This is a genomic window from Actinosynnema sp. NPDC002837, assembly GCF_040295345.1.
Classification (GTDB): domain Bacteria; phylum Actinomycetota; class Actinomycetes; order Mycobacteriales; family Pseudonocardiaceae; genus Actinosynnema.
Map to the genome: position 1 here is coordinate 1 of NZ_JBEOVG010000061.1, position 24,347 is coordinate 24,347.

18 protein-coding genes are annotated in these 24,347 nt (G+C 73.3%); 10 read left to right on the forward strand and 8 right to left on the reverse strand.

Going from position 1 to position 24,347, the window contains the following annotated elements; all coding sequences use genetic code 11:
* Window positions 1-92: 92 nt before the first annotated feature.
* Window positions 93-2,102 (reverse strand): APC family permease, encoded by a 2,010-nt coding sequence (locus tag ABTZ99_RS31100; RefSeq protein ID WP_498778535.1) that lies wholly within the window; start codon window positions 2,100-2,102, stop codon window positions 93-95.
* A 379-nt stretch (window positions 2,103-2,481) separates the two neighbouring features.
* On the opposite strand from ABTZ99_RS31100, the gene ABTZ99_RS31105 reads away from it, so the two are divergent.
* Together ABTZ99_RS31105 and ABTZ99_RS31110 are read left to right on the forward strand one after the other, a co-directional pair.
* Entirely contained in the window at window positions 2,482-3,849 is a 1,368-nt protein-coding gene (locus ABTZ99_RS31105) for a TrkH family potassium uptake protein (RefSeq protein WP_498778536.1), read from the forward strand.
* Window positions 3,842-4,513 (forward strand): potassium channel family protein, encoded by a 672-nt coding sequence (locus tag ABTZ99_RS31110; protein WP_498778537.1) that lies wholly within the window; start codon window positions 3,842-3,844, stop codon window positions 4,511-4,513. The genes ABTZ99_RS31105 and ABTZ99_RS31110 overlap by 8 nt, the downstream gene beginning before the upstream one ends.
* A gap of 143 nt (window positions 4,514-4,656) precedes the next feature.
* Here the strand turns inward: ABTZ99_RS31110 and ABTZ99_RS31115 are convergent, their stop codons facing one another.
* Window positions 4,657-5,055, reverse strand: coding sequence for a hypothetical protein (locus tag ABTZ99_RS31115; protein ID WP_499616311.1), 399 nt, complete (start codon window positions 5,053-5,055; stop codon window positions 4,657-4,659).
* 177 nt (window positions 5,056-5,232) lie between these two features.
* On the opposite strand from ABTZ99_RS31115, the gene ABTZ99_RS31120 reads away from it, so the two are divergent.
* A complete protein-coding gene (locus tag ABTZ99_RS31120; RefSeq protein ID WP_499616314.1) occupies window positions 5,233-6,342 on the forward strand; it encodes a glycoside hydrolase family 53 protein in 1,110 nt (369 codons plus the stop codon).
* 21 nt (window positions 6,343-6,363) lie between these two features.
* Here ABTZ99_RS31120 and ABTZ99_RS31125 read toward each other — a convergent pair whose 3' ends face one another.
* Window positions 6,364-7,239, reverse strand: coding sequence for a hypothetical protein (locus ABTZ99_RS31125; RefSeq protein WP_498778540.1), 876 nt, complete (start codon window positions 7,237-7,239; stop codon window positions 6,364-6,366).
* A gap of 255 nt (window positions 7,240-7,494) precedes the next feature.
* Here ABTZ99_RS31125 and ABTZ99_RS31130 point away from each other — a divergent pair, with 255 nt between their 5' ends.
* The gene (locus ABTZ99_RS31130; RefSeq protein ID WP_498778541.1) at window positions 7,495-9,003 is read left to right on the forward strand and encodes an IMP dehydrogenase; all 1,509 of its coding nucleotides are present in this window, start codon (window positions 7,495-7,497) and stop codon (window positions 9,001-9,003) included.
* 40 nt (window positions 9,004-9,043) lie between these two features.
* Here ABTZ99_RS31130 and ABTZ99_RS31135 read toward each other — a convergent pair whose 3' ends face one another.
* Window positions 9,044-9,787 carry a carbonic anhydrase family protein gene (locus ABTZ99_RS31135; RefSeq protein WP_498778542.1) on the reverse strand — a complete coding sequence of 248 codons (744 nt, stop codon included), beginning with the start codon at window positions 9,785-9,787 and terminating at the stop codon, window positions 9,044-9,046.
* 364 nt (window positions 9,788-10,151) lie between these two features.
* Between ABTZ99_RS31135 and ABTZ99_RS31140 the strand changes: the two genes are divergently transcribed.
* Together ABTZ99_RS31140 and ABTZ99_RS31145 are read left to right on the forward strand one after the other, a co-directional pair.
* Window positions 10,152-14,243, forward strand: coding sequence for a WD40 repeat domain-containing serine/threonine protein kinase (locus tag ABTZ99_RS31140; RefSeq protein ID WP_499616318.1), 4,092 nt, complete (start codon window positions 10,152-10,154; stop codon window positions 14,241-14,243).
* 200 nt (window positions 14,244-14,443) lie between these two features.
* Window positions 14,444-15,544, forward strand: a complete 1,101-nt coding sequence (locus ABTZ99_RS31145; RefSeq protein ID WP_499616321.1) for a polysaccharide deacetylase family protein — start codon at window positions 14,444-14,446, stop codon at window positions 15,542-15,544.
* Window positions 15,545-15,600: 56 nt separating this feature from the next.
* Here the strand turns inward: ABTZ99_RS31145 and ABTZ99_RS31150 are convergent, their stop codons facing one another.
* A complete protein-coding gene (locus tag ABTZ99_RS31150; RefSeq protein WP_498778545.1) occupies window positions 15,601-16,206 on the reverse strand; it encodes a hypothetical protein in 606 nt (201 codons plus the stop codon).
* 127 nt (window positions 16,207-16,333) lie between these two features.
* Window positions 16,334-17,290 carry a DUF1152 domain-containing protein gene (locus ABTZ99_RS31155; RefSeq protein ID WP_499616324.1) on the reverse strand — a complete coding sequence of 319 codons (957 nt, stop codon included), beginning with the start codon at window positions 17,288-17,290 and terminating at the stop codon, window positions 16,334-16,336.
* A gap of 58 nt (window positions 17,291-17,348) precedes the next feature.
* Between ABTZ99_RS31155 and ABTZ99_RS31160 the strand changes: the two genes are divergently transcribed.
* Window positions 17,349-17,873 carry an SUKH-4 family immunity protein gene (locus tag ABTZ99_RS31160; RefSeq protein ID WP_499616327.1) on the forward strand — a complete coding sequence of 175 codons (525 nt, stop codon included), beginning with the start codon at window positions 17,349-17,351 and terminating at the stop codon, window positions 17,871-17,873.
* Window positions 17,874-17,897: 24 nt separating this feature from the next.
* On the opposite strand, the gene ABTZ99_RS31165 is transcribed toward ABTZ99_RS31160, so the two are convergent.
* A complete protein-coding gene (locus ABTZ99_RS31165) occupies window positions 17,898-21,029 on the reverse strand; it encodes a TIR domain-containing protein (RefSeq protein ID WP_499616329.1) in 3,132 nt (1,043 codons plus the stop codon).
* A gap of 144 nt (window positions 21,030-21,173) precedes the next feature.
* On the opposite strand from ABTZ99_RS31165, the gene ABTZ99_RS31170 reads away from it, so the two are divergent.
* Window positions 21,174-21,800: a ClpP family protease gene (locus tag ABTZ99_RS31170; protein WP_498778549.1), complete on the forward strand. Its 627-nt coding sequence runs from the start codon at window positions 21,174-21,176 to the stop codon at window positions 21,798-21,800.
* The gene (locus tag ABTZ99_RS31175; RefSeq protein WP_498778550.1) at window positions 21,797-22,387 is read left to right on the forward strand and encodes a ClpP family protease; all 591 of its coding nucleotides are present in this window, start codon (window positions 21,797-21,799) and stop codon (window positions 22,385-22,387) included. Before ABTZ99_RS31170 ends, ABTZ99_RS31175 begins: the two co-directional genes overlap by 4 nt.
* A 10-nt stretch (window positions 22,388-22,397) precedes the next feature.
* On the opposite strand, the gene ABTZ99_RS31180 is transcribed toward ABTZ99_RS31175, so the two are convergent.
* Complete coding sequence (locus tag ABTZ99_RS31180) at window positions 22,398-22,739, reverse strand: helix-turn-helix domain-containing protein (protein ID WP_499616333.1); 342 nt, start codon at window positions 22,737-22,739, stop codon at window positions 22,398-22,400.
* Window positions 22,740-22,920: 181 nt separating this feature from the next.
* On the opposite strand from ABTZ99_RS31180, the gene ABTZ99_RS31185 reads away from it, so the two are divergent.
* Window positions 22,921-24,342 carry a hypothetical protein gene (locus ABTZ99_RS31185; RefSeq protein ID WP_499616336.1) on the forward strand — a complete coding sequence of 474 codons (1,422 nt, stop codon included), beginning with the start codon at window positions 22,921-22,923 and terminating at the stop codon, window positions 24,340-24,342.
* Window positions 24,343-24,347: the final 5 nt, after the last annotated feature.

Consider the following 24,347-nt stretch of genomic DNA (forward strand, 5'->3'; position numbering starts at 1 on the left):
GGGCGGCAGCGGTGGCGGGCGCGCGGGCGATCGCGCGGCGGCCCAGCGGCAGCGGTGCCGGGCGCGCGGGCGGCGGCGGTCGAGCGGGTGGCTCAGCGGTCGAGTTCCTCGTTCTTGGCGTCGAGGCCGCGGCGGATCGCGCCCGGCGCGGGCGTGAGGCGGTCGCGGACCTTGGCCGAGGAGGCCAGTTGCCACGGCACGCTGGTCACCATGACGCCGGGCTGGAACAGGAGCCTGCCCTTGAGGCGCAGCGCGCTCTGGTTGTGCAGCAGTTGCTCCCACCAGTGCCCGACGACGTACTCGGGGAGGAAGACGGTGACGACGTCGCGGGGGTTGTCGGTGCGCACCCGCTTGACGTAGTCCAGAACCGGTTTGGTGATCTCGCGGTACGGCGACTCGATCACCTTGAGCGGGATGGAGAAGTCCTGCTCGTTCCAGAGGGCGACGAGCTCCCTGGTGTCCTTGTCGTCCACGTTGACCGTGACCGCTTCGAGCCGGTCCGGCCGCACCGCCTTGGCGTAGGCCAGCGCGCGCTTGGTGGGACGGTGCACTTTGGACACCAGCACGATCGCGTGGTTGCGGGACGGCAGCCCGATCGGTGACTCGTCGTCGTCCTCCCGCAGCTCGTCGGCGACCCGCTGGTAGTGGCGGCGGATCGCGGCCATCAACGCGTAGATGGCCGCCATCGCGGCGAGCGAGATCCAGGCGCCCTGGGTGAACTTGGTGATCAGGATGACGGCCAGCACCAGGGCGGTCATCGCGAAGCCGAACGCGTTGACCGCCTGGGCGCGCCGCATCCGCCGCCGCGCCGCCGGGTCGGTCTCCGTGCGCAGCAACCGGGTCCAGTGGCGGATCATGCCGCTCTGGCTGATCACGAACGACATGAACACGCCGACGATGTAGAGCTGGATCAGCCGCGTCACCTCGGCGTCGAACGCCACCACGAGCACGATCGCGAACCCGGCGAGGAAGACGATGCCGTTGGAGAACACCAGCCGGTCGCCGCGGGTGTGCAGCTGGCGCGGCAGGTAGCGGTCCTGGGCCAGGATCGAGCCGAGCACCGGGAACCCGTTGAACGCGGTGTTCGCGGCCAGCACCAGGATCAGGCCGGTGAAGAAGATGACGTACCAGGTCGCCGGCGGGAACCCGGCGAACACGGCGTTGGCGAGCTGGGCGACCAGGGTCTTCTGCTCGTAGCCCGCGGGCGCGCCGATCAGCTGGTGCGCGGGGTCCTCGGCGACCTGGGCGCCGGTGAGCCGGGCCAGCATGATCAGGCCGAGGAACATGGTGACGGCCAGCACGCCCATCATCAGCAGGGTCATGGCGGCGTTGCGGCCCTTTGGCTTGCGGAACGCGGGCACGCCGTTGCTGATCGCCTCGACCCCGGTCAGCGCGGCGCTGCCGGAGGAGAACGCGCGCAGGACCAGGAACGCGAGCCCGAGTCCGGCCAGACCACCGTGCTCCTCGACCAGCCGGAAGTCGGCGCTCTCCGCTCGCACGTCGTCCCCCAGCACGTACACGCGGACCAGCGACCACGCGATCATGGCCAGGATGCCGGCGACGAAGGCGTAGGTGGGGATGGCGAACGCGGTGCCGGACTCGCGCACGCCGCGCAGGTTCATCGCGGTGAGCACGACGATGGCGCCGACCGCGAACTCGACCTTGTGGGTCGCCACGAACGGCACGGCCGAGCCGATGTTGGCCGCGGCGGACGCGATCGACACCGCCACCGTCAGCACGTAGTCGACCAGCAGGGCGCTGCCGACCACCAGGCCCCACTTCGGGCCGTGGTTGACGGTGGCCACCTCGTAGTCGCCGCCGCCGGAGGTGTAGGTGCGGACGTTCTGCCGGTAGGAGGCCACCACGGCGGCCATCACCACCGCGACCAGCAGCGCGATCCACGGGCTGAACGCGTACGCCGACGCGCCGGCGACCGACAGGACCAGCAGGATCTCCTCCGGCGCGTACGCCACGCTCGACATCGGGTCGGAGGCGAACACCGGCAGCGCGATCCGCTTGGGCAGCAGGGTGTGCGACAGGCGGTCGCTGCGGAACGGCCGCCCGACCAAGAGCCGCTTGGCGACGGTCGCGAGCTTGGACATGGAGGCGGGGCCTAGGGGGTCTCGGTCCGGCCTGGTGTGGTCCGGAGTTGCCGGCACGGCGTGCGGTCGACGGCGACCGGTGGCGGGCGGGTCGGGTCGCTCCCGGCGCGCCGGACCTCCACCCGGGCTCCGGGTCGGCCCGGCAGGCGTGTCCCCCGACCACCGCGGGTGACCCTAAAGGGTGAACCGGGCCGTCGGACCCCGGTGCGCGGTTCCTTACGGGATCTTGACGTCGCCCGCGGCCTCACGCCGGTGAGATGCGGCTCAGCAGCGTCAAGGAAGCGTCAATGAGCGGGGCGGCCCGACTTCCGGTGTGATCGGGTGCACGTGTTCCGGGTGGTGCGTCCGAGTGCACCGCCCTCGTCCGGACGGGGTGGATGTGCGCACGACGTGGCTCGCGCCTCGACGACGGGTGACCGCGGGCACGGCTCATCCGGCGCGGACGGTGGTCTTCGGGTTCGGCGCGGCCGTGCTGCTGGGCACGGTGCTGCTGGCGCTGCCCGTGGCGGCCGAGTCGGGGTCGTCGGCGGGCGTGGTCACGGCGTTGTTCACCGCGACGTCCGCGGTGTGCGTGACCGGTCTGGTGGTGGTGGACACCGCGACGCACTGGTCGACGTTCGGCGAGGTGGTCGTGCTGGGCCTGATCCAGGCCGGCGGGCTGGGGATCATGACGCTGGCCACGCTGCTCGGGATGCTGGTGGCCCGCCGGCTGGGGCTGCGGATGCAGCTGACCGCGCAGGCGGAGACCAAGGCGGGCGGGTTGGGCGAGGTCCGCGGCGTCGTGCGGCGGGTCATCGCGGTCAGCCTCGCGGTCGAGGCGGTGACCGCGGTCGTGCTGACCCTCCGGTTCGCCACCGGTTACGGCATGCCGTGGGGACGCGCGGTGTACGAGGGGGTGTTCCACGGCGTCTCGGCGTTCAACAACGCGGGCTTCGCCCTCTACGCGACGAGCATGACCCCCTACGCCACCGACCCGTGGATCACGGTGCCGGTGATGCTGGCGATCATCACCGGCGGCCTGGGCTTCCCGGTGCTGTTCGAGCTGGGCCGCAGGCTGCGGGGCACGCTGCGCCGCTGGACCCTGCACGCCCGCATCACCCTGCTCACCTACGCCGCGCTGCTGGTGTTCGGCGTCGTCGCCATCACCGCGATCGAGTGGTCCAACCCGGCCACGCTCGGTCCGCTGAGCGTGCCCGGCAAGCTGCTGGTGGGCGCGTTCCACGGGGTCAACCCGCGCACGGCCGGGTTCAACTCGCTCGACGTCGCGCAGATGTCGCCGGCGTCGCTGCTGGTCACGGACCTGCTGATGTTCATCGGAGGCGGCAGCGCGGGCACCGCGGGCGGGATCAAGGTGACCACGTTCGCGCTGCTGGCGTTCGTCATCGCGGCCGAGATCCGCGGCGAGCCGAGCGTGCACGTGCTCGGTCGGCGGCTGTCGGCCGAGGTGCAGCGCCAGGCGCTCACGGTGGCGCTGCTCGGCGTCGGCGCGGTGGCCGCCTCGACGTTCGCCCTGCTGCTGATCACGGGTTTCCCGCTGGACGCGGTGTTGTTCGAGACCATCTCCGCGTTCGGCACCGTCGGCCTGTCCACCGGCATCACCGCCGCCATCCCACCGGCGGGGCAGGTACTGCTGGTGGTCCTGATGTTCATCGGTCGGCTCGGCCCGATCACCCTGGCCGCCGCGCTCGCCCTGCGCGAGCGCGCCCGCCGCTACGAACTACCCGAGGAGCGACCCGTCGTTGGCTAGCAGCAGCGCACCCCGTCCCGGACGCGTCGTCGTCATCGGCCTCGGCCGCTTCGGCAGCTCCCTGGCCCGCGAACTCGTCGCGCACGGCTCGCAGGTGCTGGGCATCGACTCCCGGCCCGCGATCGTGCAGCGCTACGCCGACGACCTCACCCACACCGCCGTGGCCGACACCACCGACGAGACCGCGTTGCGGCAGCTCGGCGTGCCGGACTTCCGGCGTGCCGTGGTGGCCATCGGCACCGAGCTGGAAGCCAGCATCCTCACCACGGCGCTGCTGGTCGACTTCGCCATCCCCCACATCTGGGCCAAGGCGACCAGCCGCCAGCACGGCCGCATCCTCGAACGCGTGGGCGCGCACCACGTCGTGCTGCCCGAGCACGACATGGGCGAACGCGTCGCCCACCTCGTCACCGGCCGGATGCTGGACTACATCGAGTTCGAGGACGACTACGCGATGGTCAAGACCGTCGCGCCCGCCGGTGCCGTCGGCGTCCCGTTGGGGCAGAGCAGGCTGCGCACCCACCACGGCGTCACCGTGGTCGCGATCAAGCGCCCCGGCCACGACTTCACCTACGCCACCGCCGACACCGTCGTGCGGGACGGGGACATCCTCATCGTCGCCGGCCGCACCAACCAGGTGGAGACCTTCGCCGACCTCGTCTGAACGGCGTCGGCACCGTCCTGCGCGAGGACGACGGCGACGTGGCGGACGCGGTCGTCGAGGACGTCCCGCGCGGCCGGTGAGACGCCTTCCGGTCGGCAGGCGTCGTGCGCCGGATCGCAGCCGCCCCGGGCCTGCGCGCGCGCTCAGCCGGCCCGCCGCAGTCGCACCCGGGCGAAGAGCAGCGCGGTCGCGGCGGCCACCCCGGCGAGCGCGGCCACCGCGGCGTGCCACGGCTTGCCGTCGCCGTGGAACATGCCGTTCGCGACGACGACCACGTGGATCGCGCCGAACACGAGCGTGAGGGTCAGCAGTGCCGTGGCCGCACCGGTGCCGCGCCCGCGTCCCCGCGGCGTGCCGACCGGCACGCCCGCCAGCCCGACGGCCAGCACGGCGACGGACACCGCCAGGTAGCCGTACCAACCGAACCGGCCGAGTTCGACGAACATCTCGTTGCCGTGCCGCGCCCCGCGCACGTCCGGCCGGACGAGCAGCCCGGTCACCGGCGTCCCCAACGCTCCCAGCACGAGCAGCACCGGCACCATGGCCGCACGCTACCGACCCGCCGGACACCCCGGACCGGACAACCCGCCACTGCCCTGTGCACGTTCCCAGTCAACTGAGCCCCGCGATGGCTTGAGCTACACATCGATCTGCGCTTTCATTTTGTGCACGTACACAGCCCATCGCCGCCGCGCCGCACCTCGATCAAAGGAGATCGGATGTCCGGACCCACCCGGGCGGCCAAGGCCGTCCTCGCCCTGGCGACCGCCGTGCTCCCGCTGGCCGCGCTCACCCCGGCGGTCTCCGCGGCCGGTTCGCTGAGCATGCTCGGAGCCGACGTCTCGACCGCGCAACGCGCCCTCGACCTCGGCGCGAAGTACTACGACGCGTCCGGCACGGCGCGGGATCCGCTCGACATCCTCAAGGGCGCGGGCGTCAACTACGTCCGCCTGCGCGTCTGGAACAACCCGCGCAGCGGCTACAACAACAAGGCGAAGGTCCTCGCCTACGCCAAGACCGTGAAGGCCAAGGGGCTCAAGCTGCTGGTCGACTTCCACTACTCCGACACGTGGGCCGATCCCGGCAAGCAGTACAAGCCGGCCGCCTGGTCGAGCCACGGCATCGGCCAGCTGCAGACCGACGTCTACAACTACACCCACGACGTCTGCACCAGCCTCAAGGCCCAGGGCACCACGCCGGACAGCGTGCAGATCGGCAACGAGATCAACGTCGGCATGCTCTGGAACGACGGCAAGGTCGTCAACAACGACTTCACCAACCTCAGCCTGCTGCTGAAGGCCGGCTACAACGCCACCAAGGCGTGCAACAGCGGCACCAAGGTCATGGTCCACACGGCCAACGCCGACAGCCTGGCCCACGCCCGCTGGTTCTACGACGGCATCAGGTCCAAGGGCGTGGCGTGGGACATCACCGCGTTGTCGTACTACTGCATGTGGCACGGCACGCTGGCCAACCTCTACAACGTCATCACCGACGTGCGCTCCCGCTACGGCAAGGACGTCGTGCTCGCCGAGACGGCCTACCCGTTCACCACCGGGAACGCCGACAGCACCGGCAACTCCATCACCTCCGGCTGCACGGACTACCCGCTGACGTGGGCGGGCCAGGCGAAGAACTTCGCCCACGTCCAGAACACCGCGCGCAACGCGGGCGCCATCGGCGTCTTCTACTGGGAGCCGACCTGGTACGCGGTGCCCGGCAACGGCTGGGACCCCGCCGACATCGAGCACAGCGGCAACGGCTGGGACAACATGGCGACCTTCGACTGGAGCGGCCGCATCAACCCCGAGATCCGCTGGACCCCGTGACCCGACGGCGCCGGGCGACCGTCACGCCTCAGGTCCCCCGGCGCCCTCGGCCAACTCCTCGAGACCGGACCGGTCGAGCACGTCGAGCCGCTGCTCGTCCGGCGTGCCGGAGCGCTTGACCAGGCCCTTGCGCTCCAAGTGGCCCAGGGTCTTGCGGAGCTTCTCGGTCACCAACGAGCCCTTGCCCTTGGCCGCGAACTCGGTCTTCTGCTCGACGGCCAGCATCGGCGCGACCTCCCTCTTCCACGCGGTCAGCAGCGCGGCGCGCGGCACCGACGCCTCGTCGCCGGCCACGTCCAGGATGATCCCGGCCAGCACGCGCCCGAAGTCGTCCTGCCGCGTCGAGTGCCGCCGCACCAGCTCCTCCACCGACGTGCGCCCCTCGCCGTCGGAGGTGTCGGGCACGTCGAGCGTGGCCAGCCGCGCCCACAACGCCAGGTCGGCCTCGGTCGGCTCGGTCCCGCCGGCGAGCACGGCGGTCCGGTGGGCGTCGACCGCGGAACCCAGGGCGAGCACGAGGTCGGTCAGCTCGTCCCGGACGTCGTCGCCGCGCAGCCGCCGGGCCGCCGCCGCGATGAGCCGGTGGTGCTCGCGCACCAACGTCTCGAAGTGGGCGGTCTTCGTGGCGCGGTTGGCGTCCTCGGCCGCGTCGCGCTGGTACTCGGCCTGGCTGATCTCACCGTCGAGCGCACGTGCCCGTGCGGCGGCGCGATCGGCCGCGCGGTGCGCGCGCGTCGCCGCGATCCGGTCGAGCATCGCCCGCAGCACCCGGTCGGTCTGCTCGACGTAGGCGTCGGAGGCCAGCAGCCGCCAGGTCTCCTCGTCACGGCTGCGCAGCGCGTTGTTGACGAAGCGGTCGGCGGCGTGGTCGTCGTCCGACCCGTAGGGCAAGGTCACGTGTTCCGGTCCTCGATAGTGGGGGGTGAGGTCCCCCGACCGGGGGACAAGTGAGCCGGCTCGGGCGGCCCGTCGCGGGGTGGTGCGCGGCACGACGAGCAGGTACGGCCCGGCGGGGATCCGCCCAGCATAGGCGGCGAGCGGCTCGCTCGCGACACGGCGTGCCCTCCGCGGTGTGGGAGGCTGCGCGGACAAGGTGGAGCCGGGACCGCCCGGCGAGGTGCGGCCGGGACTGCCCGGCGTGGTGATTCGGAGATGCTGCTCGTGGTCGAGATCGTGCCCGGTGTGTCGCGGACGTTCAACGAGTTCCTGTTGCTGCCCAACCGGACCACCGCGGAGTGCACGCCCGCGAAGGTCGACCTCGGCACGCCGCTCGTGCGGCACGCCGTCGGGGAGTCGTCGCCGATCCGGCTGTCGGCGCCGTTCACGTCGGCGATCATGCAGGCGGTCAGCTCGCCCCGGTTGGCGGTGGCCCTGGCCCGGTCCGGTGGCCTGAGCTTCCTGCACCACAACCAGTCCGTGGAGCACCAGGCGGACGCGGTGCGGTTCGTGAAGAACTTCAAGGCGGGGTTCGTGGTCAGCGACACGACGGTCCGCCCGACCGACCCGCTGCGGCACCTCGTCGGCTTGATGAAGACCACCGGCCACAACACCGCCGCCGTCACCGAGGACGGCACGCCGCACGGCCGGTTCGTCGGCCTGGTCACGTCCCGCGACTTCCACTCCGACCGGCACGACCTGGACCTCCCGGTCGCCGACCGGATGCGCGCCGCGGACACCCTGACCTGCGGCAAGGAGGGCATCACCCTGTCGGAGGCCAACACGCTGCTGTGGGAGGACCGCCTCGACTGCCTGCCGGTCGTCGACGGCGCCGGGCACCTCCAGCACCTCGTGTTCCGCTCGGACTACGCCGACCACAAGCAGTTCCCCGGCGCGGTGGTGGACGCGGCCAAGCGGTTCCGGGTCGGCGCGGGCGTGAACACGCACGACTACCGCGACCGCGTGCCCGCGCTGGTCGCCGCCGGCGCGGACGTGCTGTGCCTGGACTCGTCCGACGGCTACAGCGACTGGCAGGCCGAGGCGCTGCGGTGGGTCAAGCGCGAGTTCCCGCAGGTGCCGATCGGCGGTGGCAACGTCGTGGACGGCGAGGCGTTCCGGTTCCTGGCCGACGCGGGCGCGGACTTCGTGAAGGTCGGCATCGGCGGCGGCTCGATCTGCATCACCCGCGACCAGAAGGGCATCGGCCGCGGCCAGGCCAGCGCGGTCATGGACGTCGCCGAGGCCCGTGACGCCTACGCGCGGCGCACCGGCGAGTACGTGCCGATCTGCTCCGACGGCGGCCTGCTGCACGACTACCACATGGCCCTGGCCCTGGCGATGGGCGCGGACTTCGTGATGATGGGCCGCTACTTCGCGCGGTTCGACCAGTCGCCGGGCAAGAAGGTGCGCATCGGCGGCTCGGTCTTCAAGGAGTACTGGGGCGAGGGCTCCAGCCGGGCCCGCAACTGGCAGCGCTACGACCAGGGCGAGGACAAGCTGCACTTCGAGGAGGGCGTGGACGGCTACGTGCCGTACGTCGGCGACCTCGGCGACGCGCTCGCCCTGACCGTGGCCAAGATCAAGGCCACGATGGCGTCCTGCGGCGCGGCGACCATCCCGGTCTTCCAGTCCACCGCGCGGGTGACCCTGGTGTCGGAGCAGAGCTACCAGGAGAACGCCGCCGCGGTCGCCGTGCGCGACAGCGCCGACACCACGCTGGACTGAGTCGGCGGTGGCGGCGCGGGCGGCGCCGCCACCACCAGTGTCAGATGTGCGGCAGCTCGACCTGGACGGTGCGGCCGTTCAACGGCTGCACGGGACGCGCGTTGCCCTCGTAGAACAGGCTCTGGAAGCGGGAGACGGTCGCCTGGGTGACCGTCTTCTCCCCCATCAGGAACCACTGCACGCCCTCGGTGAACGGCGCCGTGGTGAGCGAGCCGGTGTAGCGGGCCGTGGCGCGGTTCACCGGCAGCAGGGTGTTCAGGTCGATGTCGGCGAGGTGCACCTCGTCACCGCACTCGGGCGCGAGGCGCGACAGCACCTTGTCCACAGTGGACGGCGCGCCGACGCGCAGCGGCACGCCGATCACCAGCAGGGCGCCCGCCGCGCTGCGGTGCACCAGGTGCATCTCCAGCGGGTCGGCGTGCCCGGCGAAGCGGTGCTCCGACGGGGTGTGGAAGTGGAACTGCACGAGGTCGTACCGGACGCCGGAGAGCGTGACGTGGCCGGCGCCGGGCTCGACCTCGAACTCCTCGGTCTCCTCGTGGTCGCGCACGGCGCAGCCGTCGGCCGCCGCCGCGTCCTTGCGGACGTAGTGCAGGTCGCCGGCGGCGTGGTGCCCGTAGGAGATCAGCAGCGGGGGCAGGTGCGGGTCCAAGCGGATCGACGACGGCGTGAGGTCGATCGGGCTCTGCGACGGCACCTGCGACTGGGCCGGTGCGACGCCGGCGGTCAACAACGCGCTGAGGACGACCGGTACGGCGACGGCGACGATGCCTTTTCTTGCCACGTGGCGCAGCCCTTCGGGGACAGGGACCGGGCGGGGGTCGACCCGCTCGGCGGGACCGCACCATCATTGACCCGTTCGAGTGATAATCAATAGGTCAACAAATCACCCGAAAACGCCGGAAACGACATAACAACCTGTGCCATTCGTCACAGATCGCCATTTCGGACAATTTGCCGCGGCCACCGGAAAAGCCGAAATCGCCCAATTCGAAGAAATCGTTCGAGGTGCCGCCCGCCCGTGGCCGGTCCGGCCCCGACGGCGCGGGCCGCCCGGTCCGGGAACCGGAAAGTTCCGCGTCCTCCGGCGAACCCGGTCCAGCGCGGCGCCGAGCGCGGTTGACTTCCGGGAGGACGCGAGGAGGGGCATGGCGGAGCGATTCGGGCCATACCGGGTGGGCGAGCTGCTCGGCCGCGGCGGCATGGGGGTGGTGCACCGCGCTTTCGACACCGCCCACCGCCGCACGGTCGCGCTGAAGCGGCTGCTGACCCGTGACGAGGAGTACGAGGCGCGGTTCCGCCGTGAGTCGCGGATCGCCGCCGCGCTCACCCACCCGCACGTGGTGCCGGTGCACGCCTACGGCGAGATCGACGGGACGCTGTACCTGGACATGATGCTCGTCGACGGCGTCGACCTGCACCGGCTGCTGGCCGACGGCACGGCCCCGGACGACCTGCTCGTCCTGCTGGGCCAGGTCGCCGAGGCGCTCGACGCCGCGCACGCGGCCGGGCTGGTGCACCGCGACGTCAAACCGTCCAACATCATGGTCGACCGGGCGGGCCACGCGTACCTGGCCGACTTCGGCATCGCCCGCCCGGTGTCCTCGGCGGCGACCGCGATCACCCGCACCGGCCACTTCATCGGCTCGCTGGACTACCTCGCGCCCGAGCGCCTCGGCGGTGAGGCCGACGGCCGTGCCGACGTGTACTCGCTGGCGTGCGTGCTCTACGAGGGCCTGACCGGGCGGGTGCCGTTCGGCCGCGCGGAACCGGCCGCGAAGCTGGCCGCGCACCTGCTGGAACCGCCACCCGCACCGTCACGGCTGGACCCGCGCATCGGTCCCGCCCTGGACGCGGTGCTGGCCCGCGGCCTGGCCAAGGACCCCGGCCACCGCTACCCCACGGCGACGGCGTTGATCACCGCGGCCGTCGACGCCTTACGCGCCAACGGCACCGCGACGGTCGCCGCGGACACCGCCGACCAGGAGCGGTTCGTCGAGGCGATCATCCGGTCGGCCGCCGGCACGGCCGTGGTCGCGGGCGGCGAGGGCTGCCCGTACCCCGGGTTGCGGGGGTTCGCCACCGAGGAGGCGGGCTGGTTCCACGGTCGCGGGCACGTGGTCACCGACCTGCTGGTGCGCCTGGCCGACCAGCTCGTCCGGCCGGAGCCGACGGTGCTGGTGGGCGCGTCGGGCTCGGGCAAGTCGTCGCTGGTGCGGGCAGGGCTGTTACCCGCGGCGGCGGACTGGCCCGCGGTGGTCCTCACCCCCGGCCCGGACCCGGTCGGCGCGCTGGCCGCCGCGGTCGCCGCGCGGACCGGGCAGGACACCGCCGCGCTCGTCCGGCAGATCCGCGCGGGCAGGCTCGATCCGGCCGCCCGCGTGCTGGTCGTGGTCGACCAGTTCGAGGAGCTGTTCACCCACGACGTCGACGAGTCCGACCGCGCGGCCTTCGCCGCCGCCCTGGCCGATCCGGGCCTGGGCCTGGTGGTGCTGGCCGTGCGCGCCGACTTCGTCGAGCAGTGCATCGGCCTGCCGCCGCTGCGCCGCGCGCTGGCCCGGTCGGTGATCCTGGGACCGCTCGGCGTCGACGAGCTCAGCGAGGCGATCACCGCGCCCGCCGCGGCGGTGGGCACGGCGGTCGAGCCGGGCCTGCCCGCCAGGCTGATCGCCGACCTCGGCGGGCCCGACTACGACCCGGGCGCGCTGCCCCGCCTCGCGCACGCGCTGCGCGAGACCTGGCACCACCGGCAGGGCGACACGCTCACGTTGGCGGCGTACCTGGCCACCGGCGGGATCGACGGCGCGGTCGCGCGCACCGCCGAGCAGGTCCACGCCAAGCTGACCGCGGCCGACCGCGCGGTCCTGCGCGCCACCGTGCTGGGCATGGTGAGCGTGCACGACGGCGGCGCGGTCACCCGGCGCCGTGCGGTGGTGCCGCCGGGACCGGTGCTCGACGAGCTGGTCGCCGCCCGGCTCGTCACCGTCGACCGGGACGGCGCCCAGCTCAGCCACGAGGCGCTGCTGTCGGCCTGGCCGCGGCTGCGGGCGTGGGTCGACGAGGACCGCGACGCCCTGCTGGCCCGTCGCCGCCTCGCCGACGCCGCGCAGCGGTGGGCCGACGCGGGCCGCGACCCCGGCGACCTGCCTCGTGGACCGCGCCTGGCCGCGACCTTGAGCCTGGCCGACGGGCGCACCGACCTGACCTTCGTCGAACGGGACTACATCGACGCGGGCCGACGGGCGCTCAACCGCTCCCGGGCCGGGCGGGTGGCGGTGACCGCCGGGGCGTTGGCGGTGGTCGTGGTCGTCGCGATCGCCGCCACCGTGGCCGTGCTGGCGCGCGGCGAGTCGGCCCAGCGGCTGTCCCGGCAGCTGGCCACCGAGTCGCTGACCACCGAGGACCCGGTCGCGGGGGTGCGCGACGCGCTGCGCGCCTGGCACGCGGACACCACCCCGGAGGCGCGGTCGGCGCTGCTGTCGGCGGTGAGCCGCGTGCCTCCCGTGGCCCTCGGCCAAGGGGACCACCCCGCGTTCGCCGGCGCGCTCACGATCGACGTCGACCCCACGGGCCGCCGCGTCGCCGTGGGCGGGCACGACGGCGAGATGCTGGTGTGGGACGTCGCCGAACGGCGCGCGCTCCTGGCGGCCGAACGCGGTTCGGGCCATGGCGTCACGGCGGTCCGGTTCTCGCCCGACGGCGCCCGGCTCGCCGTCTCGAACCGGGGCACCAGGGTCTGGCACATCGCGACCGCCTCGGTGGAACGGACCGTCGACGGGGGCAACACCGCCGCGTGGAGCCCGGACGGCACGCTCGCGGTCGCGGTGTCGGGCGGCGTCGAGCTGTGGCGCGACGGCGTCCGCGTGCGGGCGTTCGCGCCCGGTGAGTGGATCTCAGCCCTGCGGTTCCGCCCCGACGGGCGCAGGCTCGCCATCGGGCGGTCCGACGGCGCCGTCGAGCTGTGGGAGCCGGCGGGCGAGCGGGTCGGCCTGCGCACCGAGCACCGCGACGAGCTGCCCGGCTCGGAGAACCTCGTCCACCTCGCCTACGCCGCGTCGTACCTGGTGTCCTCGCGCGTGGACGAGGCGATCCGGCTCTGGGACCCGGACACCGCCGAACCGCTGCGCGAACTCGGCCGTGCCCGCAGCCAGGTGGCCGTCCTCGACGGGGGCGAGCGGGTGCTCACCAGCAACGGCGCCGACCTGTTCGCCCTCTCCCCCGCCACCGGGGAGGTCATGGCCGAGTACGCGGGCAACCAGCACACCGTCCACGCGCTGGCCTCGGCGGGCGGCACCGTCGCGGCGAACACGTCGTCGGGCGACACGGTGGTCGTGTGGCGGCCGAACCCGGCCCGCTCCGACCGGCTGCTCGGCCCCGCCGCGGGCCTGGGCGTCGATCCGGCCGACGGCACGGCGTGGGTCGCCGGCGCGCGCGGCGTCGTGCACGCCGGGGACGGCCGGTCGGTCGCCGGGGAGGACGTGCGGATCGGGCCACGGGGGCACCACGCCGTGCTCGCGGACGAGCAGATCACCGTGACCGCGCCCGACGGCGCGCGGCGGACGGTGCCGCTGCCGCGCGACGCCGACGTCCGGAGGTTCGCGGTGTCGGCGGACCTGATCGCGGTCTGCCTGAAGACCGCCACCGGCTACGAGATGGGTGTGTGGGAGCTGGACACCTTCGCCGAGCGCAAGCGGTTCGAACTCCCCTACCAGGTGCGCGACCTCGTCTTCTCGCCCGACGGTGCGTGGTTGGCCGGTGAGGTGCTCGGCGACGTGAGCGTGTGGTCGCGGGTGTGGGACACCGCGTCGTTCACCCAGCAGGAAGGGCGCGTCGAGGACCGGCTCGACGTCGCCATCGGCTTCCACGACGGCTCGCTGGTCGTCGCGGCGGGCGGCGTCGCCAAGTTCGTCGACCCGAGCACCGCGCACGTGCGGCGGGAGTTCCCGGTGGGCGCCGAGATCACCGCCCTGGCGTTCGCCCCCGACGGCGCGACCCTGGCCACGGTCTCCGCCGACCGGCCCGACGTGCGCCTGTGGGACGTCGCCGCCGGCGAACCGCTGGCCTCGATCCAGGGCCACCGCTCGCCACCGACGCGCCTGGCCTTCACCGCCGACGGGGTGGTCAGCGCCGGTGACGAAGTGCTGCGGATCCCGACGGACCCGGCCGAGGCGGTGTCCCGGCTGTGCGCGGTCCTCGCCGAACACCCCGATCCCGACCCCGACGACACCGAGTGTGCCTGAGCCGACACTTTCGAAACCCCGGACCGCTAGTGCTATCAGCCGTGCCAGCGCATCTACCTGCGGACACGCGTCTCTATAGGTGAGTCCGAGGCTTGACTCCGGCGATCATCCGGCCTTGACTGTCCGAAATAGCTCAGTCCAGGTATCGCAACTTTCGGTCGCTACGTCCCGTAGCCCGGTCCGACCCCTTGGAGGAAGTGATGTCCAGAACTGCCGCCACCGATGCCGGCAGGCCGGTGGCACGTGGCGTGCGGCGACGCGTCGCCGCGCTGGCCGGCGCGGTCGGGTTGCTCGGCGCGTTGGCCGTCGTGCTGCCGAACGCGGCCAGCGCCGCCGACTGCTCCAGCGGCTACGTCGCCCTGACCTACGACGACGGCCCCAAGGCCGGCACCACCACCCAGCTGCTCAACGCGCTGCGGTCGGCCGGGCTGCGGGCCACGTTCTTCAACCAGGGCAACAACGTCCAGGCGAACCCGGCCCTCACCCGCAGCCAGCGCGACGCCGGCATGTGGGTGGAGAACCACAGCTGGTCGCACCCGCACATGACGCAGCTCAGCCAGGCCCAGATGACCTCGGAAATCTCCCAGACCCAGCAGGCCATCCAGTCCGCCACCGGCGTCGCGCCCAAGCTGTTCCGCCCGCCCTACGGCGAGACCAACAGCACCCTCAAGGCCGTCGAAGCGCAGTTCGGCCTGACCGAGGTGCTGTGGAACGTGGACTCGCGGGACTGGAACAACGCCAGCACCGCCCAGATCGTGCAGGCCGCGTCCACGCTGCAGAACGGCGGCGTGATCCTGATGCACGACGGCTACCAGACCACCATCAACGCCGTCCCGCAGATCGCCGCGAACCTGGCGAGCCGCAACCTGTGCGCGGGCATGATCTCGCCGTCGACCGGTCGGGCCGTCGCACCCTCGGACACCCCGCCGACCAGCACCACGACCACCACCACGACGACAACCACCACTTCGACCACGACGACCACCACCAGCACCACCACACCGCCGACCGGGGCGTGCACCGCCTCGTACCGCACGGTCAACTCGTGGCAGGGCGGCTTCCAGGCCGACGTCACGGTGACGGCGGGCTCCGCGATCACCGGCTGGACCGTGCGGTGGACGTTGGCCTCCGGCCAGACGATCACCCAGGTCTGGGGCGGCGTGTCCGTCGGCTCCGGCAGCCAGGCCGCGATCCGCAACGCCGCGTGGAACGGGTCGCTGGGCGCCAACGCCTCGACCACGTTCGGGTTCATCGCCACCGGCGCCCCGTCGGCCACGACCCTGAGCTGCACCAGTCCCTGACCCGGTGACGCACGCCGGTGCGCCCCGCACACCCGCCGCGGTGCGCACCGGCGACGTCAGCTCGTCAGGTGCCGCACCGCCCTGGGCAGGACGCCGTGCAGGTCGTCCAGCGTCCCCGGCGGGTAGTCCGCCCGGACCGTGTAGACGCACGACAGCAGGTGCCCGTGCGAGAAGAACGCCGCGCACAGCCAGTACGTCTTGGTGTCGTCCGTGGTCGTGGCGCAGTACCCGAGGAACGGGTCGACCCCCTCGGGGGCGTCCACGACGACGTCCTCGAGCACGGTGAACTGCTGCGGGTCCGGCTCGATCGTCCAGGTGGTGCACTGCCTGGTTGCCTCGACGACCTGCCGCAGGACCTCGGCGCCGGTGGCCTCGGCATACCCGGTCACGACCTGGCGCAGCACGATGTCGTCGTTGATCCACTCGCGGTACAGCGTGGGCATGTAGCCCCGTTCGGCGGCGACCTCCACCTCGCACGGCTTCGGCTGCCACTGGAAGGCGTACTCCTCCGCCGACGGGCCGGTGAAGCCGTAGTCCGCCATCCCGTCCTCGGGAATGGCCGCCTGCTCGACCATCGTGGGCAACCGGTCGGTCAACGACGGCACACCGGACGTCGGCACCGCGGTGGCGTTCGTCCGCTCCGCGACCGCCGAACCGGACACCGGAGTGCTGCACGCACCCACCAAGCACACGCCGACGAGTAATCCCCCCAAGGACCTCATACCCACGTGTCGCCCTCGTGGCCGGCGGTGTTTCAAGCGCAGGCGACAAAGCGCGGCGGCCGGAGCCTCAATGCGGGAACGCGCGCTGTGCCCGTCGCGTGAGGTCTTCGCGGTGGTCCTCGATCGCCAGCCCGATGTCGATCATGGTCTCGGTGTCCCGGATCCGGTCCAGGTAGCCGACCGACGCGGCGAGGGCGGGCAGGTCGACCGCGAAGTACACGCCCATCAACGGGTTGACGAACAGCTCGCTGCCCGCGGTGCGCGAGGTGACCGGCACGTTGCCGAACTCGCCGCGCAACGCCGCCGCGATCTGCCCGTTCACGATGCTCGGCCGCAGCGGGGTGGCGGCTTGGGCGTGCGCGACGGCGTCCAGGTAAGCCCGTGCCTCGGCGGAGGCGGAGGGGATGGACAGCGCGCCCAGGTAGCCGCCGGCCCGGTCCAACGCGGCGAGGTTCTCCAGCACGTGCGCGTGGCACACGCCGTGGTAGGAGTCGACGCCGAAACCCAGGCACACCACCAGTCGCTCCACGCCGTCGAGCGCGTCGACCGCGGCGAGGCTCGCCACGTCCTCCTCGGGCGTGCCGAGCCCGGACTCGTCGCCGCGCATCAGGATGTCCGTGCCGCCGTCGACCAGGACGACCGCGTCCACGCCCAGCCGGTCGACCAACGTCCGGTAGGCCGCGGTCAACGGCCGCACCCCGGTGCGCGGGAACGCGTGCACGGTGGACGGCAGCGCGCGGGCGGCCAGCCACCGGGCCAAGGTGCGCTCGGGGAAGTAGTCGTCGCTGCCCGCGCTGTCCGGCTCGACCGCCGCCACGTCGGGCGCGATCCAGTCGTCGAGGTCGAGCCGGTCCAGCGGGCTGAACGAGAGGTTCGCCAGGTGCACCCGCTTGCCCGACGCGCGCAACGCGAACGCCAGCGGCAGACCCGCGTACACGTCGAACCCACCGCCCGCGCCCGCGACCAGCACGCTCGACGCGGACTTCAACCGGGTGAACAACGGGGGCTCGGACAACGTGAACACCCCGTGATCATAGGGAGGGCGGCCCCGCGACCGAGCGCCTCGGCTAGCGTCGTCGAGCGTGACGGCACGTGATCTCCCGACCCCGCCGGCCTTCACCGCGCTCGAAGCCTGGGCCGGACCGGGGCGGGTCGTCCGCGCCGCCGAGCCAGACCTGGCCGCCTGGCGACTGCCGCGACCGCAGAAGGCGTCGCTGGTCTCGAGTGGCGTGCCGGTGCTCGAAGGTGTCGTCGACGTGGTGTCGTTCGCGGCCGAGCCGACGGGATACCGGCTCGCGGGCCGCGACCCGGGCACGACCTACGCCGCCGAACCCGGGACCGGACGGGTGCTGGAGCGGGCGTCGGGCGGCACGAGGCTGGTCAACTCCTCGATCGACCACTGGCTGTGCTCGCTGCACCTCGTCGGGACCTGGCTGGCCGGCTCGACCGCGATCCACCAGTGGGACGAGGACGCGGCGATGGAGGAGCGGGCGCTCGCCGAGCTCGCCGACCTGGCGGAGCGGATCGCCCGCCTCGACCCGGCCGCGCGGGGCGACGACCACCGGACGCACTTCTGGCCCGCCGTCCTGGACCGGTGGCTGTACTGACCGACGCGGCGGACGCCGTCCGGTTCACGCGCCCAGCGCCCGCCGGTCCGTCGGTTCCCGGCCGAGGTCGTGCAGCCAGTGCTCGTGGCCGGGTGGCTCGTAGACCATCGGCGACTCCGCGAACCGGCGCAGGGCGGCCTTGTCGGGCTTCGCCCGGCGCAGGGCGGCCACGACCCGGTCGAGCCGGCGGGTCCGCTCGTCGGGGTCGGCGGGAACGGCGGGCAGCTGGTCCGGCCCCGGGCGGGAGCCGTCGGCCAGGTAGGACAGCACGACGACGCGGAGGCCGACCTCCGCGACCACGCCGGGGTGCCACGCCCCGCTCGGGAGGTCGTCCAGTTCCGCCAGGAGGTCCCGGGCTCGCGCGTGCTCGCCGATCTCCGCGTGCGTGGCGGCCAGCTCGACCGTCGCGCACAACGCGCGGGCGTGGTCCTTCGCCGCGCGGTGCAGGTGGGTGGCGGCGAGGAACAGCTCGGCGGCCTCGGCGTGGGACGACTGGCGGCGCGCCGCGCGGGCGCCGAAGAACGCGGCCAGCCCGGCGTTGCCGAAGTTCCGGTCCTCCTCGAAGAGGTCCGCGGCCTTGCGCCACAAGGCGGTCGCGCCGGGGCCGGTCGCCACCCTGGCCTCCTCGTAGAACGCGTCGGCACGCAGCCGCACCGGCGTCCGGGCGTCCATCAGGGCGCGGGTCACGGCCACCCAGCGCCGGGCCGCGGCGAAGTCCGACAGGCGCAGGGCGAGCCTGGTGTTGTTGATCGCCACCGGCAGCGCGGTGGCGTTCAGGCCGACGGTCCGGAACGCGTCGACCGACCGCTCTCCCGCCGCCAGCGCGCCGGCCGGGTCGGACCGGCCCGCGAGGTGCCTGGCCAGCTCGAACGTGACGCGCCCGACCAGCTCGCCGAGCCCGGCGTCGGCGGCGACGCGCTCGGCGGAGGCGAACGCGGCCGCCGCGGCCTCCCCGTCGAGGGTGCGCGCCAGGTCCAGGTACTCGCGCACGGCCGCGTCGACGTCGCCGGCGCGGTGGCGCAGCCGGGCCGCGTGCTCGCGGTCGCGGCGGACGGACTCGTCGTCGGACTCCGCCTCGTGCACGGCGCGCAGCCCGTCGGTGAGGTCGCCGGCCAGGTCGAACCACTCCTCCCGTTCGGCGAGGTCGCGGGCGGCGACCAGCGGGGTCGGGTCGAGCCGGAGGACGAGGTCGGGTTCGGCACCGGCCCGCAGGTCGTCGCGCAGCCTGGTCAGCAGGAGCTTGCGGAAGCGGGCCACGGCGTCCGGCGACTCCTCCGCCTCCAGCCGCTCCCGCGCGTACAGGCGCACGAGTTCGAACAGCCGGAACACCGGTTCGGGCGGGTCGCCGAACTCCTCGTACCCGGCCACGCTGCGGTCGGCCAGGCGGTAGAGGGTGAGCCGGGTGGCGTCCGGGTCGCGGCCCAGCCCCCGGCCGAGGTCCTCGGCGGTCGCGGCCGAGCCCGGCGCGGCGGGCAGGTACCGGAACGCCGTGCGCGCGTCGTCGTCCAGGTGCCGGTAGCTCAGCTCGATGGCCAGCCGCATCGGCAGCACGTCGTCGTCGAGGAACGCGAGCCTGGTCCGCTCGCGGGCCACCAGCCTGGCCACGCCCTCGGCGCCGGTCTCCGGGTGGTTGGTCATCCACGACGCGATCAGCCGCAGCGCCATCGGCAGGTCGGCGCACGCCGCCGCGATCCGGTCCAACGCCCCGGCCGGCGCGCCGGCCCGCACCCCGGCCAGCAGCTCGACCGACGCCGCGCGGTCCAGCGGCGGCACGCGGAGCACCACGTCGGCGTAGCCCTGCGTGCGGTTGCGGGAGGTGACGACGACCGCGCACGTCGGCGGCGCGGGCACCAGGGGCGCGACGTGCTTGGCGTCCAACGCGTTGTCCAGCACCAGGAGCACCCCGCGCCCGTCCAAGGCGGCACGCAGGTGCGCCGCCTCCGCGCCGGGCTCGGGCGTCACGCCGACGCTGTGGCACACCAGCCTCGCCACGTCCGACGCCGCCCGCCGCGCGTCGAGGCCGAGCAGGTCCACGTACCGGACGCCGCCGGGGAACAGGTCGGCCAGCACGTGGGCCGCCTCGACCGCCACGGCCGAGACGCCCGCCCCGAGCTGACCGGTGAGGAACGCCGTGGCCCGGCCCCGTTCGGCGAGCCGGGCGGTGACCCGCGCGACCAGGTCGGCCACCAGCGCGCCCCGACCGGCCAACGCGGGCTCGCGCGGCGGCAGCGCCGTCATGCCCAACGCCGTGCGGTGCAACGGCGTGGGCGCGACGGGCAGGCCGGCGGCCTCACCCGGCCGCACCAGCACCGCCTGGGTCGAGGCCGACCGGACCGGCGGCAGGGCGGCGGCCAGGGCGTTGGCGAGTCGTCGCGCGTCCGGGGTGGCGGCCCGGCCGGACAGCACCTCGCGCCGCAGCTCGACCGAGGCCGCATCGAGGTCGGTGCGCTCGTCGGCGAGCCGGCGCACCAGCTGCCGCCGCACCGCCGCCGGCAGGTCGCGCGCGCCCGGCACGGCCTCGGCGCCGAGCACCCAGCGGGCCAGCGCCTCGTCGTGACCGGGCAGCGACGGCAGCAGCACCCGCGGGTCCAGGCCGCGCCGGGCCAGGTGCGGCCACAGCGCGTCGGAACCGCCGACCTCGGTCACGGCCGCGGCCAGCAGCTCGGAGGCGACGCCGCCCAGCGCGTCCAGGTCGAGCCGGCGCAGCAGGGGCCCGAGCTGCGCCGCGACCTCGTGCGGTCCCTCGCCGCGCGGCAGGCGCGAGTCGCGCAACGACTCCAGCAGCTTCGCCGCCGCACCCGCCAGGTCCAGGCCGTCACCCAGCCGCAGGGGCGTCCGCAGCTCCAGCCCGTACGGCAGGGCGTCCACCTGCTCCAGCACCAGCGGCACGACGCGCCGCCGACCGTCCGCGCGGGCCAGCGTGATCGCGCGGACGATCTCCTCACGCAGGTAGACGGCGTTCTCCGTGCGTCGCGACACCAGCACCACGGTGATCCGCGACGCCCGCAGGTGCCGGTCGAGGACGAGGTCCCACTCCTCGCCCGCGCGCAGCATCGAGTCCTCGTAGACCGTCGCGTGCGGTTCCAGCAGGGACCGCAGCCGTTCGGCGGTGGGGCTGTCCGCGCCGGCGTGCGCCAGGAAGAAGTCCCACTCCACCCGTTCCTCCCCACCGCGCGGCGATCCCCACTGCCACTGTGTCGACCGAACCCGCCCGAGCGCTACCTCGCCCACTGCCGAGGGCTGATCTGCCCACAGCAGCACGTGCCGCGAGACGCGCCCGTGCCCGGGCATGGTCGGGGCATGACCGACAACGCCAAGCAGCCCTTGTTCGACCACCGACTGCGAGACCGGTTCTTCAGCCAGCGGGTGCTCGTCCTCGACGGCCCGCTCGACGACGACAACGGCACCGTGCTCGCCACCCAGCTGCTGTCCCTGGCCGCCGAGGACCCCGACAAGGACGTCGCGCTCTGGATCCACTCGCCGGGCGGCTCGGTGCCGGCGATGCTCGCGATTCGCGACGTGATGCGGCTCGTGCCGTGCGACGTGGCCACCCTCGCGTTGGGGCTGGCGTGCAGCGCCGGGCAGTTCCTGCTGTCCGCGGGCACGCCGGGCAAGCGCTTCGCCCTGCCCCACGCCCGCATCCTGATGCACCAGGGCTCGGCCGGGATCGGCGGGTCGGCCGTCGAGGTGCAGGTGCAGGCGGACGACCTGCGGCACACCCGCGACACCGTGCTCGGGCTCATCGCGGAGGACACGGGCCAGCCGATCGACCGGATCTTCACCGACTCCCTGCACGACCGCTGGTTCACCACCGGTGAGGCGCTCGACTACGGCTTCATCGACCAGGTCGTCGAACGCCTGGACCAGGTCGTGCCCGTGCGCACGCACGAGCTGGGGCTCGGCCCGCGGACGGGGGCGCGCGCATGAGCACGTACACCATCCCCAACGTCATCACCCGCGCCCCGGGCGGCGAGCGGATCATGGACGTCTACTCGCACCTGCTGTCCGAGCGGATCGTCTACCTCGGCACCGCGATCGACTCCGGGGTGGCCAACGCGCTGATCGCGCAGCTGCTGTACCTGGAGGCGGACAACCCGGACCGCGAGATCAACCTCTACATCAACAACGAGGGCGGCGACCCGTCCGCGATGCTCGCGCTCTACGACACCATCCGCTACATCAAGGCACCGGTGTCGACGACGTGCGTCGGCCAGGCGGTGGCGACCGGCGCCGTGCTGCTGGCGGCCGGCGCGGCCGGGCACCGGTTCGTGCTGCCGCACACCAGGGTGGTGCTGCACCAGCCCGCGGCGCAGGGTCGCGGCACCATCCCGGACCTCATCCTGCAGGCCGACGAGGTGGTGCGCGTGCGTGCTCAGCTGGAGGCGATCCTGTCGCTGCACACCGGTCGCGACGTCGCGGAACTGCGGCACGACACCGACCGCGACCGGGTGTTCTCCGCGGCGGACGCGGTCCGCTACGGGCTCGCCGACCGCGTCCTCGAGCACCGGGACTGAGGCCGGGGCCTCACGCGGCCAGGAGCACGGGTCCCGCCGGGCGACGTCCGGCCGCGGGGCCCGTGCGGCGGTGCCGGCGGACGTCGCTCGCGATGTCGGCGAGCAGGTCGAACAGGTCGACGCCGAGCGCGCCGGTGACGGCGGCGATCATCTCGCTGGACGGTTCCTTGCGGCCGCGTTCGATCTCGGAGAGGTACTGCGGTGAGATGCCGGCCCGTTCCGCGACGTCGACGAGGCGGCTGCCCCGTTCCTCCCGCGCCGCGCGCAGGGACCGGCCGAGCACGTCCCGCCACAGCGGGTCCGGCTCGCGATCCGGTGTGCGCTTCTGGTGGAAAGGGAGGATGTCCGCCATGTCGCCATCGTGACGCAGGCCGGGCGCACAAGGGCAGCGGTTCCGCTCCCGGCGGACACGGCGGGTGGGGCGTTGATCGTTAGCACAACGTTGGCGCGGCGTTGGCGGCGATCACTTGACTGCCAGGGTCAGGCGTCCCCGTCCCGGCTCGAACCCAGCGCTTGTGAGGAAGGTCCGGCTCATGGCAACAGGCACCGCCGAGGTGGTCCCCGCGCGAACCGTGCTCAGGAAGACCGCGGCCAGGGCCGACGTCCAGCAGCGGATCGAGGCGATCGGCAAGGAGGCGGAGGTCGAGCCGGACTCCGTGGTCGGCAGGCCGACCGGCGGTCGGTTCCCCGACGACCCGTTCGCGAGCCTGCGGGGCGTCGCGGGGTGGGCGGTCGACTACGTGACCTTCCTGCGCGAGCCGATCGACCAGTTGCAGGGCGACCCGCAGAGCGTGCAGGCCACCGCGGACGCGATCCGCTCCGCGGCGGAGCGGATGCGCGAGCTGGCCTCGACGCAGCGCGACACGCTGGCCAAGCCGCAGGGGTGGACCGGCAAGGCCCAGGAGGCCTACCAGACCAGCATGGACACCCTCGGCGAGGAGCTGGACTCGGTGGCCGGCGCGGTGGCGGTGAAGGGCGTGGTCGTCGAGAACAGCGGCGCGATGGTGCAGGCGCTGCGCGAGGCGTTGCTGCACACCGTCGGCCAGTACTCGAACTCGCTGGTGCCGGGCGCGATCACCGCCTACGTCTTCGCGCCGATCACGTTCGGCGCGTCCATCGCGATGTTCCTGGCCTCGGTGGTGGACAGCGCGTCGCAGCTCGGGACGAGCATCTCGGCCAAGATGGACGACCTGAACGCGGCGCTGACCCGCCAGGTCGACCGGGTCAAGCAGCTCGACGAGATCTCGGACGAGGTCGGCCGCGGCTGGGAGCGCTTCGAGGCCGCCACGAGCGGTGTTTCGGCGGCGAAACCGGCCCACAACGCGTCCAGGCGCATGCTGCGCGAGGGCGAGACCACCGAGGCCTCCCGGCCCATGGCGGCCAAGCGGATGTTGGCCACGGAAGAGACCGAAGCGCTGCGGCCCATGGAGGCTCGGCGGATGGTCGCCGTGGAGGAAACCGAAGCGCTGCGACCGATGGAAGCCACGCGGATGGTCGCCGCCGAGGAGAGGGAAGTGCTGCGACCCATGAACGCCGTGGCGGCCGAGCGGCTCGTCGGTCGGCTCGTGGACGAGCCCACCTACTCCGCGCGGGTGGCTGAGGAACCGGTCCAGGCGCGACAGGCGCTCCAGGCCGAACCGATGATGCGGGCGTCCCGCGTGGAGGAACCGCTCCAGGCCCGGCACGCCGTGCACGCCGAGCCGCTGCAAGCAGCCCACGTGACCGAGCCGCTGCAAGCCCGCCACGCCGTCCAAGCCGAACCGATGATGCGGGCGACCTACGCGCAGGCCGAGCCGATGGTGCAGGCAACCCGCGCCGACGCCCCCGTGCAGTACGAACGGGCCGTCCACGCCACCGAGCCGGTCACCCACTACCGAGCCGCCGAGCAGGGGGAGCTGCGCGCGGTGCACGCCACCCGCGAGGCGACGGTCCGCAGGGTCGAGGAAACCGAGTAGGCCAG